Consider the following 13220-nt stretch of genomic DNA (forward strand, 5'->3'; position numbering starts at 1 on the left):
CTATTTGCAGATCAGACGCTGCAAAATTGCCTGATATTTTGCAGGTGACCGGATAACAATATTGACCCGCTGGCATGATTGCCCGAAAGAAATCCCCGACAGTTGATATTCCCAGCCTTTCATGACAGTTTCGTGGCTCTGCCCGGTTGCCGCATAAGCTTCCAGCTGCGAATGAGCCTCTGACCACGCCTGTTGCACCTGCCACTGACGCATAAAACCATAGGTCAGTGACTGGTAATAATTTAGCAGCCCTAAAACAGACACCGACAGCAACAGTGCGGCTATCAATGCTTCCGGCAAGCTAAAACCCTGCTGTGAGATATCTTCTTTTCCGGATGCATTAACCATTACAAATCAGCTCATTAGTTTCCGGGCAGAAATCCAGCCAGCCTTGTTTCAGAGGGATAAAAACCTGAGTGCCGTCAGCCTTGTTTTTTCCACTGGCTTGCTGAAATTGCATGACAGGCTCACCGCCTTCGGCCATTTGCCCTTCCCCGCGCAGCAGAAATAGATCCGGGCGCAGTGACGGGCGCACACAGACCCGGCCTTTTCCTGAAATCAGTAAACCTGCGGCCACATCCTGGCATTGCCAGTCTGAACCGGTAGAAGCCTTCCAGCTTTGCTGAACTCCCCAGGCCAGCACCGTTGAAGCATTTTCCCAGGCAATAACGAACCGGTGCTGGCTGGAAGTCAGCGCCAGGCCAGCCGAAAGTTGCTGCTGTAATGAGTTAAGGGCGATAAGCCCCAGCCCCATCATCACCATAACGCTCAATATAAGGGCGCTGCCGCGCTGGCGTTCCGCACCGGTAAAATTCACAACAGCCTTCACAAGTTATGCCCCGCAACCAGCGCGCCGACCTGCTGATGGATAAAAGGATTTCGCCTCCACCGGGCCTCGAGTTGTAAAGTAAACAAATGGCCGCCAGAACTACTGGTTTGTTCTGTGATGTTAAACCTTGTCACGCTGACTTCGGCAGGATCGAGTAATTTTTCCCAGCCGGAACCGCTGCAACCGGAGGCTCCGCGCTGGATTTCAATGCCTCCTTGACGCAGGCGATAGCCAAAATATTCAGATTCAGCGGTGCCGGGGTTTTCCCATTTTCCGTTGCGGTTCAGGTCGTAAATGGCAATGACGCAGGAGCCCGCCGCTTCTCCGTCAGCATTGCCGATAAGGACGGGCTTTCCCTCACAAATGCCATTACAAAAACCAACCCGTCGGAGATCTTTCTCCATCGTAAATGCCGTCTGACGCAGAAGCTGATCCAGCTGATAATGTCGGCCAAGGCTCTGGCTTCTCTGGCGCATCATCGGGTAAATTTGCGCGGCACTGAGCATCAGCATGCTTCCCAATCCCATCGCCATCATCACTTCCGGCAGCGTGAACCCGAAGTTATTGCGCGGGATTACTGGCATGACGCTATCCCAAGTAACGGCTGATTCTCACTGCATATCCGCAATCTTCCCCGAGCAGAAAGGACAATCCGCAGGCTGCCTGCCGCATTTTTCAGTGTGAGATGTCCCGGCATGGCCGAATTTCGCAATCCGTAAAAACCGGTCGCGTTGTCAGAAAAATCGAGCAATTCAATTTCAGGATCATCAACCGTAAACACCTTACTACCAGCCGCCTTACAATCCGCCGCGCGCTGCCCGGTTCCCACGCAACCGCCCTTTCCACTCATCACCCACAGTATCGCGGAACGGTTGTAGTTGTTGGCACCGGTCTGTACGCCATAAAGATACAGGCGCAGCCGCTGAGCATGCTGCTCAAGCTTCAGCGCCTGCTGATAACCGCGCCAGCTGTGCATTCCCCACAGCGTGCACATCGCTACGATGACAACCACGACCATCATTTCTATCAGCGACATTCCCTGTTCTCCCGTCCGTTGCGTTGTTTTCATGCGGTCAGGTTAGGCATTTAAATTTTATCCGCTACAGGCAAAACGCATTTTTCCAGCACGCCTCGGGAACAATATGTGCAATAAAGGGCACGCAGCAAAATCGTTGTGCGATGCCTCGCAGGGATGAAATGAAATTAGAAATCACAACAGAAATTGTCAGGAAAAGGTGTAAAACGTACGGCAGCAGGGAGAAAGGTGTTAACGGAAATGGCCGCCTGACCAGAGTGGCAGGCGGCAAACAGCGAAGGATCAGACAGCGACGGGCGCTTTGATTGCCGGGTGCGGATCGTACCCTTCAATCTCGAAATCTTCGAAGTTGTAATCAAACAGGGAGGCTGGTTTGCGCTTGATAATCAGTTTAGGCAACGCGCGTGGCTCACGGCTCAGTTGCAAATGCGTCTGTTCCATGTGGTTGCTGTAAAGGTGAGTATCGCCACCGGTCCAGACAAAATCGCCCACCGCGAGGTCGCATTGTTGCGCCATCATGTGGACCAGCAATGCATAGCTGGCGATATTGAACGGCAGGCCGAGGAAGATATCGCATGAGCGCTGATACAACTGACAGGACAATTTTCCGTCCGCCACATAGAACTGGAAGAAGGCGTGGCACGGTGCCAGCGCCATCTGATCCAGCTCACCCACGTTCCAGGCCGAAACAATGATACGGCGGGAATTAGGATCCTGTTTCAGTTGCTTAATCACATTGGACAACTGGTCAATTTGCGTGCCATCAGCCGCACCCCATGCACGCCACTGTTTGCCGTACACTGGGCCGAGGTCGCCGTTTTCATCTGCCCACTCGTCCCAGATGCTGACGTTGTTTTCACGCAGATAGGCGATATTGGTTTCGCCTTTCAGGAACCACAGAAGTTCATGAATGATGGAGCGCAGATGGCATTTTTTCGTGGTGACCAGCGGAAAGCCTTCCTGCAGATTGAAACGCATCTGATGACCAAAAATCGACAACGTGCCAGTACCGGTACGGTCGGCTTTAGGGGTGCCCTCATCGAGCACTTTCTGCATTAAATCCAGATACTGTTTCATGTTACCTCACGACAATTGTTTCTGCGGACGGCGATATGCCCAGACCATCATAATCAGGCCAATGACCACCATCGGGATGGACAGAACCTGCCCCATACTGATGATCCCATCGAACAGGCCCAGTTGCGCATCCGGCTGGCGGAAATGTTCGACGATGATGCGGAATAAGCCGTAGCCAATCAGGAATAAGCCTGATACCGCACCCATCGGGCGTGATTTGCGAATAAAGACGTTCAGAATGATGAACAATACGATGCCTTCCAGCAGCAGTTCATACAGCTGCGAAGGATGGCGCGGCAGTACACCGTACTGGTTCAGCAGCGGCTGCCATTTCGGGTCAGCGGCGGCAATCGCGATATCTTCCTGACGTGAGCCGGGGAACAACATCGCCCAAGGCACATCGGTGGTCACACGACCCCAAAGCTCGCCGTTAATGAAGTTGCCCAGACGTCCTGCACCCAGGCCAAACGGGATCAGCGGAGCAATGAAATCGGAAACCTGGAAGAAATTACGCTTGGTACGGCGTGCGAAAATCAACATCACGACGATCACACCAATCAGGCCGCCGTGGAAGGACATACCGCCGTCCCACACTTTGAAGAGATAAAGAGGATTATCGAGGAACAGTGGCAGGTTGTAGAAGAAGACATAACCGATACGGCCACCGAGGAAGACACCGAGGAAACCGGCATAGAGTAAATTCTCTACTTCTTCTTTTTTCCAGCCGCTGCCTGGCTTGTTGGCACGGCGAACAGCCAGCCACATTGCGAAGACAAAACCGACCAGATACATCAGTCCGTACCAGTGAAGAGATACCGGCCCGATGGAGAAAATCACCGGGTCAAACTGGGGAAACGCCAGATAGCTGTTGCTCATCTATCACCACAAATTGTTTATCATTATCGCCCGGTTAAGGGCCAGCAGGGAGCGAATAGTAGCATAGCCGGGAGGTTTTCCGGGGCTAAGCCGCTGGAAAAGTTCTGTAAAAAATCATCTCATCGTTCGCCGGAATGCGGCCACAGCAGAAGTCACGCGGTACCGCGTACCGCGAAGGGTGTTTATTTGCCGCCGCGGATCAGGCCGCCCAGCCCGCGTCGCTCCATAAATGCTGCCGTCATATGGCGAACATCCGTGGTGAAATGCGCCTGTAAAACGCGGCTGGCCAGCTCTTCGGCATCGTGTAATTCAATACGGCGGAGCAGATATTTTATACGCGCCACGCTGCGGCCGTTCATGCTGAGATTGCGGAACCCCATGCCGGTCAGCAACAGCGCGCCCATCGGGTCACCGGCCATTTCACCGCACAAACTGACATCCAGCCCTGCGGCTTCTGCGCTGGTGACAATCTGCTTAAGCACACGCAACATCGCCGGATGCAGGCTATCGTAAAGCCCGGCGACGCGGGTATTGTTACGATCGACGGCCAGCAGATATTGCGTTAAATCGTTGGTGCCCACGGAGATAAACTCCACTCTTCCGGCCAGAGCCGGGAGCATGAAGATCATCGAAGGCACTTCAATCATGACACCCAGACGCGTCGGCGGCAGCTCATAACCCAACTGTTCTTCCACTTCACGTCCGGCACGATCAATCAGGCGTCGCGCTTCATCAATCTCTTCGAGGCTGGTGACCATCGGCAGTAAAATGCCAAGATTGCCGGTCGCCGCGTTGGCGCGCAGCATGGCGCGAACCTGAATCAGGAAAATCTCGGGCTGATCGAGCGTGATACGAATTCCACGCCAGCCCAGACACGGGTTTTCTTCGCTGATCGGCATATACGGCAGCTGTTTGTCAGAGCCGATATCCAGCGTGCGCAGCGTCACCGACTTTTGCGGGAATAATTGCAGCATGCCCTGATACTGCGCGACCTGTTCTTCTTCCGAAGGGAAGCCGCTTTGCAGCATGAACGGAATTTCCGTGCGGTATAACCCGACACCGTCGACGCGGCTGCCAAACAACTTTTCGTGGTCAGCGCTAAGCCCGGCGTTGAGCATAACCTGTACCCGCTCGCCGCTCTTCAGCGCAGCCGGTTGCTCAACATCATCTTCGGCTTTCTGGCTCAGCTCCATTTCTTCGCTGATGAGACGTTTGTATTCCGTCACCAGAACGGCTTCCGGGTCAATCAGCAATTCGCCACGGTAACCATCAACAATCAGCTGACGCTGGCTCAGCAGCGCGGGCTGAATATCCGCGCCCATAATGGTCGGGACGCCCATCGCACGGACTAAAATTGCGGCATGGGAATTCGCTGCACCGTCGCGGACGACGACGCCCGCCAGCCGGTCTTGCGGAACTTCCGCCAGCAATGTCGCGGTCAGTTCATCAGCGACCAGAATGAAACGTTCCGGCCACTGAGTATTGCCCTGGATGGTATCGTCGAGATGAAACACCAGCCGCTGGCCGAGTGCGCGTAAATCGCTGCCGCGCTCACGCAGATAGGTATCCTGGAGGCTGGCAAACTGAGCCGCAAATTCTTCAACAACCTTTTTGACCGCCCATTCCGCCACTGCGCCCTGATCAATCTGCGCAAACAGCTCGCGCTTGAGGCGCGCATCATTGAGTAAATGGGAATAGAGGTCGAAAATCGCCGCGCTTTCTTTCTGCGCGCTGGCCGTGAAGCGTTTACTGAAACGGCGAAATTCTGCACCGGCATCTTCCAGTGCGCGGGTCAGCCGCTCGCGTTCACGAACGGTGTCCAGCGTGGACGCCATGTAGACATGCTCAAGCGAAGGTTGCGAGCTGTCCTGCCAGCCGATCCCAATCGCCACACCGGGCGATGCGGCCAGTGCCCGCACGCGGGTCTGACGGAAACGTCCGTAAAGCACATTAAGCTGTGCCTGGGAAAGGATTGCCGCCAGCTGCGTTGCCAGCGTGACCATAAAGGACTCTTCACTTTCATCAAACTGGCGATGCTCGCGCTGCTGAATAACCAGCACGCCCAGCAGCTGACGACGGTGAATGATCGGCACGCCTAAGAAGGATCGGAAAAGATCTTCTTTGACGGCAGGGATATATTTGAAACTCGGGTGGCTCTGCGCGTCGGCAAGGTTGATGGGTTCAGCCAGACGCCCGACCAGACCCACGATGCCCTGATCAAACGCCAGGGTAATAGTGCGCCCGCGAGGCTTTTTCAAACCTCGCGTCGCCATCAGATAGTAACAACGGCGGTCATTGTCAGCGAGATAGACGGAACACACTTCAGTGTCCATCGCCAGGCAGGTTTCGTTGACCAGTACGTCCAGCGCATCATTCAGGCTGGACGCCATTGCTACCTTTTCAACAATTTCTCGCAAACGCGTGAGCATTTCTTCGTGACTTAGCCTCTTTTACGACGATAAGCGGGCGATGTCTTTGGAAGAGAGACTTCCTGCATCGGCATGATGGTGGTGGAAAACTCCTTCATTACACGACGGTAGACATCACGTTTGAATGACACGACCTGACGAACCGGATACCAGAAACTCACCCAACGCCAGCCATCAAATTCAGGCGTGCTGCTGCGCTGCATATTGATATCCGCATCGTTGCACATCAGTTGCAGCAAGAACCATTTTTGCTTTTGGCCGATACAAACCGGCTTTGTGTCCCAACGCACCAAACGTTTTGGCAATTTATAACGTAACCAGTTACGGGTCGAAGCCAGAATACGTACATCTTTACGGCCAAGCCCCACTTCCTCAAACAGCTCGCGGTACATGGCCTGCTCAGCGGTTTCACCGGGGTTTATGCCCCCCTGTGGAAACTGCCAGGAGTGCTGACCGTATCGTCTGGCCCATAACACCTGACCCTGCTTGTCACAGATTACGATACCAACATTCGGGCGGTAGCCATCATCATCGATCACCGGACTACCTCAATAGCTTAAAATCATAGATGTTCTGATTGTTTCATACTACCAACAGGCGGTAAACCACTGGTTAACGCCGATCGGCATGAATAAAAATGGGATAACTCACAGTTATAACCAAAGTTATAAACAGATTTGGGAAAACATCCGAGATTTTATTCACTTTTTCTGTGGATAGATATGTGAAGAACTTAAGAGTAAGCGGGGTAAAACTCTCCTGAACTTATTTGCCCGAGAAAAATGAAATCCCATAAAACACTTAAAAAACATGGTATTGATAACCAATAAACACGTTATCCCACGTTCAAAAATGAGAACCAAATCACATTGGAAAGTGATCTGGCGAAAGATCGACCAATGACGTTTTTATCCACAGCGATCGACTAAAAGTTGACGTTACCTGAGCAATAATTGGATGAAACCCCATACGTCAAGCCTGTAAATCGAACCAGTGATCGGATAAACCTGAGGTTATCCAAGAAATCTGTGGATAACTAGGTGGAAGATCCTGTTTATTGTCGCCTTCAACAGGTGATCAACCTAATCTTTAGCCTGCAAAATCCGCCGGAATGCGGAAAAAAAACTAAGATAAATCATGCTATTATTCCGCCGCCGCGCAGGTATAACTTTTTATTCACCGTGCGGGATGAAAGCAGTACGAAATTTAATCTATCGAATGAGCATTGTTTTTTATGTCGATTCCTTTACCTGCAACACAACCGCCCCGTGACGAAAACGCACTGCTGCAACGCGCGCAATCTCTTGCGGGTCATACATTAGGCGAACTGGCCACACGCGCAGGTTTGCCAATCCCGGCGAATCTGAAACGTGAAAAAGGCTGGGTCGGCATGTTGCTGGAAGTGTATCTCGGTGCCATCGCGGGCAGTAAACCCGAGCAGGATTTTGCCGACATTGGCATTGAGCTGAAAACGATCCCGGTCGATTCCAGGGGGAAACCGCTGGAAACCACTTTCGTGTGCGTCGCCCCGTTAACCGGAAACAGCGGCGTGACGTGGGAAAGCAGTCATGTGCGGCACAAACTGGCCCGTGTGCTGTGGATCCCTGTAGAAGGCGAACGTCAGATCCCGCTGGCAGAACGGCATATAGGTGCGCCTTTACTGTGGCAACCGTCGCAAGAAGAAGATCAGCAGTTGCGTCAGGACTGGGAAGAGCTGATGGATTTAATCGTGCTCGGTAAAGTCGAAAGCATAACGGCCCGTCACGGAGAATATCTGCAACTGCGGCCGAAAGCCGCGAACAGCAAGGCGCTGACAGAAGCTATCGGCGAGTTCGGACAGCCGATCCTGACACTTCCCCGCGGCTTTTATCTTAAGAAGCGTTTCACCGGCGCGCTGCTGTCCCGCCACTTTCTGCTTTGAATACCGAAATTTATAAAATTTCACACACCTTTTCTGCCACGCTGGATTCCTTTTGCTACGCTAGACTGTAGATCATTTCCCATAACGAAAAATCTTCGACGTAACCAAAGGAATAACAACGATGATGATGAAGAAAACTTTGATGCTGACCGGTGCTGCACTTCTGGTTTTTAGCCTCTCAGGCTGCGCCAGCGACTACGTGATTTCCACCAAAGACGGCAATATGATCCTGACCGACGGCAAACCCGAGCTGGATAAATCCACCGGTCTGCTCAGCTACACCGATGAACAGGGCAATAAGCGTCAGATCAACAACGATAACGTCAGCCAGGTCATGAAACGCTAAACACCGCGCCCCACTCCATCCTGCCTGATGCAATAACGCGGGTAGCCATACGTGCCACCCGCGTTATTGCAGGATAGTTGCCCCCTTCCCCCTTGTTCCTGCCTTGTATATAGTCAGTAAAGGCGCTTTTTCGTTAGGCTGACATTCTCAGATAGAAAGGAAGACCGGCAATGCAATATCACCGTATACCCCACAGTTCTTTAGAAGTGAGCTTACTGGGACTTGGCACCATGACTTTTGGTGAACAGAACAGCGAAGCCGACGCCCATCAGCAACTGGATTACGCGGTTGCGGCGGGCATAAACCTGATTGATACCGCAGAAATGTATCCCGTTCCGCCGCGTCCTGAAACGCAGGGCCTGACGGAAAGCTATATTGGCAGCTGGCTGAAAGCCCGCGGCAACCGCGAGAAGATCATTCTGGCGAGTAAAGTCGCCGGTCCTTCGCGCGGTAACGATAATTCCATCCGTCCGGGCCAGATGCTGGATCGCAAAAATATCCGCGCGGCGCTGGATGCCAGCCTGAAACGTCTGAATACGGATTATCTGGACTTATATCAGCTGCACTGGCCGCAGCGTCAGACCAATTTCTTTGGCAAACTGAGCTATCAGTACACTGAAGAACAGTCTCCGGTGACTTTACTGGAAACGCTTGAAGCTCTGAATGAACAGGTGCGCGCCGGTAAAATCCGCTACATCGGTGTTTCTAACGAAACGCCGTGGGGCGTGATGCGTTATCTGCAACTTGCCGAAAAGCATGACCTGCCGCGTATTGTTTCGATTCAAAACCCGTACAGCCTGCTGAACCGCAGCTTTGAAATCGGTTTGTCAGAAATCAGCCAGCACGAAGGGGTGGAATTGCTCGCCTATTCCAGCCTGGCGTTCGGTACGCTGAGCGGCAAATACCTGAACGGTGCGAAACCGGCCGGTGCGCGTAACACGCTGTTCAGCCGCTTCACGCGTTACTCTTCACCGCAGGCAGAAGCGGCGATTGCCGAATATGTCGCGCTGGCGAAAAAACACAATCTGGATCCTTCGCAGATGGCTCTGGCCTTCGTGCGCCAGCAACCGTTTGTCGCCAGCACGCTGCTGGGCGCGACCACGCTGGAACAACTGAAGATCAACATCGACAGTCAGGACCTGACGCTTGATGGCGAAATTCTGGTTGAGCTGGAAGAAATCCACAAACGCTTCACCATTCCGGCGCCGTAACAAACGCCATATCACAGCCATTAAAAAAGGGCGCTCAGCGCCCTTTTGTTTTTGCGAAATCGCTATAAAAACAGCATCACGCCAGACGACGTTTCTGCATATTCTTCCAGATCCACAGCCCGGTAATCGCCAGCGCAAACACCACGCCGAAGCCGATACCAATCGCCACGACCGGCGCGCCCGCCATCACCACCAGCGAATACAAGCCAAGCATCAGCAACATCGCCGTGTTCTCACCGAGGTTTTGCACTGCAATTGCATTACCGGCGCCAACGGAAATTTTACCGCGATGCTGTAACAGCGCGTTCAGCGGAACCACGAAGAAACCGCCGAGGATCCCGACAACCACCAGCACAATATACGAACTTAGCATGCTGGTTTGCAGGGCGAATACGACGACCGCAATCCCGATCGCGACACCCGCCGGCAGACAGCGTTTCACTGTTTCCAGGCGGATGAGTTTCGCAGCCGCACCGGCACCAAACACAATACCGATGGCGACCATCGCATTCAGAAGCGTCGGCGTTTTGTTATCGGTAATGCCGAGCGCCACCGGCACCCACAGCACCAGCAGGAAACGCAGCGTCACACCCGCGCCCCAGAAGAGGCTGGTACCGACCAGCGAAAAGCGGGTTTCGCCGTCCTGCCACAAGGTTTTGCAGGCGAAGAAAAACGTCCGCGTCATTTTGGCCGGATTCCACGACTGCCCCGGACGCGCCGGTGTCAGCTTGGGAATAAACCAGTTCGCCGCGACCGCCGCGCCATAAGCCAGCACGCAGATACCGAGCGCAGCCAGAATGCTCCAGTCAGCCAGCGCGCCACCGGCCACCGATCCGAGAAGGATCGCCGCAATGGTCGAGGCTTCCATCATGCCGTTGGCTTTCACCAGCTGCTCGCCGCTGGCGATTTCACCCAAGATGCCATATTTGGCCGGTGAATACGCCGCCGCCCCAATCCCCACCAGCGTATAGCCGAGGAACGGGTTCAGTCCGGCGCAAATCACCGCCGCCCCGCCGAGTTTGAGCAGATTGGCAACCATCATTACGCGGCCTTTCGAGAAGCTGTCCGCGAACTGCCCGACAAACGGCGCGAGAATAATGTACGTCGCCACAAACGCCATCTGTAAAACCGGCTGGCTCCAGTCGGGATACAGCTGTTGTTTGATCAGCGCCAGCGCGGCAAACAACAGCGCGTTATCGCCAAACGCAGACAGAAACTGCGCGACGATCACCGCCGTCATGCTTTTCGACATCAGCGGCGCTGCCGCCATAGAAGGTTGGCTCATGCCTCACTCTCCGGGTTTTCTGCCATCTGGCGCAGGGTGACAAAATCAGGTTTACCGCTGCCCAGCAACGGCAAGGCTTTAACCACGCGAATATCGCGCGGCACTGCGAGTTCCGGCAGCCCCAATTCGCGGGCGGCTTTACTCAGGGCATCACGGCGTAATTCCGGGTCGGTGGTAAACAGCACCAATGCTTCGCCTTTGCTGCTGTCGCTGCGTGACGTCGCTGCATGTTGTTTATCCGGTGAAGCTTTGATGGCAAGTTGCTCGACGCTTTCCAGCGACACCATTTCACCGGCCAGCTTGGCAAAACGCTTCACGCGGCCACGAATGGCGCAGAAACCTTTGTCATCCAGCGTGACGATATCCCCCGTGTCATACCAGCCTGCCTGCATTTCGCCGTCGGCGTTTTCGGCCTGTGGCGCTTCCAGTACGCCCGGATTTTCAACCCGCAGATAGCCTTTCATGATGTTCGGGCCACGCAGTTGCAGGCGTCCGCCTTCTTCAATACCCGGCACTTTAATCAGACGTGATTCCATTCCCGGCAAAATCTGACCGACGGTATTCACTTTCGCGGCCATCGGCACGTTAATCGCCACCACCGGCGCACATTCGGTCACGCCATAGCCTTCGAGAATGCGGATACCGAATTTGTTCTGCCAGATTTCCTTGGTGCTTTCCGCCAGTTTTTCCGCGCCAGCAACGACATAGCGCAAGCGGGCAAAATCATAAGGATGTGCAAATCGGGCATAGTTGCCGAGGAAGGTGGACGTACCGAACAACACGTTGCAGTTCTGATCGTAGACCAGCTCCGGCACAATGCGGTAATGCAGCGGGCTCGGATACAGGAACACGCGCGCGCCAGTCATGATCGGCGTTAACAGACCGACGGTCAGCCCGAACGCATGGAACAGCGGCAGGGAGGACATGAAACGGTCGCGGGGGGTGAAATCCGCCACGGTGCGGATTTGCTCAACGTTCGCCAGCAGGCTCGCATGGGAATGCACCACGCCTTTCGGATTGCCTTCGGAGCCGGAGGTAAACAGCACCAGCGCGGCATCGTCAGGTTGCTGTGGCAACATTGCGCGACGCGGGAAAATCAGGTGGAGCAGGATCCAAAGTTTGTCCTGCAACGTGACGGTATCTTTTAAATCTTCCAGATAAACCCAGTTAGCTTCCGGGACATTCTCCGGCAGATGCGTCAGTTTGCCTTTTTCGAGGAACTGGCGGGACGTAATGATCGTTTTGATTTGCGCCGCTTTCATCGCGCTTTGCAGCCCTTTCGCACCGGCGGTGTAGTTGAGCAGCGCCGGAATACGGTTGCGCATCGACGCGCCAAACAGCGCTGCGGCCATGATCGTGGCATTCGGCAGCAGCATCCCGACGTGTTCCCCTTCGCGGGTGAACCGTTGCAGGATACGGCTGACGCCGAGGGATTTTTTCAGCAGGCCCTGATAAGAATCTTCCTTGAAAGAAACATCGGCGATGCAGGGTTTGCGGCGGCCATAGCGGGTTTGCGCCGACAGAAAAGCCTGATACAACGTTTCCGGCTCGCGGGTTTCCATGCGCGCCTGCATCATCACTTTATGCAATTGCTCACCAGCCAGCACGCGGCGGTCGCGGGAACGCGCGGCTTCCGGCATCGGGATCGTCACCGGCGGCAAAACGTTGATTGTCACTTTCGGGAACCAGCGGATTTTGAAACTGCCGAACAGGCGACCAAACGGCGTAAATTCTGCGCCGTCAATGCGGATCGGGATCACGGTGGCCTGTGACTTCGCCGCGACAAAAGCGGCGCCGTCATAAATCTTCATTAATGAACCGGTGACCGTAATACGCCCTTCCGGGAAAACCACCACCGGACGCCCTTTTTCCACTTCGCGGATCAGGTGTTTAATCGCCATCGGTTTGGTCGGGTCCAGCGGCATGAAGTCCACGTACGGCTTCAGCCAGCGCATAAACCAGGTATCAGTAATGTTGGAATACACCGCGAACACCGGTTTGACCGGCAGAAAAAGCACCAGCAGCATGCCGTCTATAAAAGAAACATGGTTGGGCGTGAGCAATAAACGCGGGTAATCAAATGAGGATTTCGCCGGCGTGACCGTCACCCGGAACGCTATGCGGAACAGCCACCTGAACGCGGCGAAAAGAAAGTTATACATGTTTGCCATCTCCTTATGTGTCATCCCTGATCTTGAAAGAAAAAGGTT

The 13220-nt window shown here is 54.1% G+C and carries 13 protein-coding genes; 3 read left to right on the forward strand and 10 right to left on the reverse strand.

The genetic code is table 11. From position 1 onward, the window contains the following. The 8 genes from J1782_RS15415 to rppH form a co-directional block, all read right to left on the reverse strand. Positions 1-348, reverse strand: a complete 348-nt coding sequence (locus J1782_RS15415) for a prepilin-type N-terminal cleavage/methylation domain-containing protein (RefSeq protein WP_165061752.1) — start codon at positions 346-348, stop codon at positions 1-3. Next, a complete protein-coding gene (locus tag J1782_RS15420) occupies positions 341-829 on the reverse strand; it encodes a YgdB family protein (protein ID WP_371819787.1) in 489 nt (162 codons plus the stop codon). The genes J1782_RS15415 and J1782_RS15420 overlap by 8 nt, the downstream gene beginning before the upstream one ends. Continuing rightward, positions 826-1413, reverse strand: a complete 588-nt coding sequence (locus J1782_RS15425; protein WP_217153465.1) for a prepilin peptidase-dependent protein — start codon at positions 1411-1413, stop codon at positions 826-828. The genes J1782_RS15420 and J1782_RS15425 overlap by 4 nt, the downstream gene beginning before the upstream one ends. After that, the gene (locus J1782_RS15430; RefSeq protein ID WP_256443913.1) at positions 1404-1898 is read right to left on the reverse strand and encodes a prepilin peptidase-dependent protein; all 495 of its coding nucleotides are present in this window, start codon (positions 1896-1898) and stop codon (positions 1404-1406) included. Before J1782_RS15430 ends, J1782_RS15425 begins: the two co-directional genes overlap by 10 nt. 249 nt (positions 1899-2147) lie before the next feature. Then, complete coding sequence (thyA, locus tag J1782_RS15435; RefSeq protein WP_152325435.1) at positions 2148-2942, reverse strand: thymidylate synthase; 795 nt, start codon at positions 2940-2942, stop codon at positions 2148-2150. Between the two features lie 6 nt (positions 2943-2948). Continuing rightward, positions 2949-3818, reverse strand: a complete 870-nt coding sequence (lgt, locus tag J1782_RS15440) for a prolipoprotein diacylglyceryl transferase (protein ID WP_152325434.1) — start codon at positions 3816-3818, stop codon at positions 2949-2951. A gap of 182 nt (positions 3819-4000) precedes the next feature. Beyond that, the gene (gene ptsP, locus J1782_RS15445) at positions 4001-6247 is read right to left on the reverse strand and encodes a phosphoenolpyruvate--protein phosphotransferase (RefSeq protein WP_152325433.1); all 2247 of its coding nucleotides are present in this window, start codon (positions 6245-6247) and stop codon (positions 4001-4003) included. Positions 6248-6258: 11 nt separating this feature from the next. Continuing rightward, complete coding sequence (gene rppH / locus J1782_RS15450) at positions 6259-6786, reverse strand: RNA pyrophosphohydrolase (protein WP_101079247.1); 528 nt, start codon at positions 6784-6786, stop codon at positions 6259-6261. 695 nt (positions 6787-7481) lie between these two features. On the opposite strand from rppH, the gene mutH reads away from it, so the two are divergent. The 3 genes from mutH to J1782_RS15465 all read left to right on the forward strand — a co-directional run bounded on the left by mutH (position 7482) and on the right by J1782_RS15465 (position 9725). After that, on the forward strand, positions 7482-8168 hold the full coding sequence (mutH, locus tag J1782_RS15455) for a DNA mismatch repair endonuclease MutH (RefSeq protein ID WP_217153467.1): 687 nt from the start codon (positions 7482-7484) through the stop codon (positions 8166-8168). 127 nt (positions 8169-8295) lie between these two features. Then, a complete protein-coding gene (locus J1782_RS15460; RefSeq protein WP_165061797.1) occupies positions 8296-8514 on the forward strand; it encodes a YgdI/YgdR family lipoprotein in 219 nt (72 codons plus the stop codon). Positions 8515-8684: 170 nt separating this feature from the next. Then, on the forward strand, positions 8685-9725 hold the full coding sequence (locus J1782_RS15465; protein ID WP_152325431.1) for an NADP(H)-dependent aldo-keto reductase: 1041 nt from the start codon (positions 8685-8687) through the stop codon (positions 9723-9725). 76 nt (positions 9726-9801) lie between these two features. On the opposite strand, the gene lplT is transcribed toward J1782_RS15465, so the two are convergent. Then, a complete protein-coding gene (gene lplT / locus J1782_RS15470; protein WP_152325430.1) occupies positions 9802-11010 on the reverse strand; it encodes a lysophospholipid transporter LplT in 1209 nt (402 codons plus the stop codon). Beyond that, positions 11007-13172, reverse strand: coding sequence for a bifunctional acyl-ACP--phospholipid O-acyltransferase/long-chain-fatty-acid--ACP ligase (gene aas, locus J1782_RS15475; protein WP_152325429.1), 2166 nt, complete (start codon positions 13170-13172; stop codon positions 11007-11009). The genes lplT and aas overlap by 4 nt, the downstream gene beginning before the upstream one ends. Positions 13173-13220: the final 48 nt, after the last annotated feature.

Source organism: Rahnella sp. BCC 1045, assembly GCF_019049615.1.
Taxonomy (GTDB): Bacteria; Pseudomonadota; Gammaproteobacteria; order Enterobacterales; family Enterobacteriaceae; genus Rahnella; species Rahnella contaminans.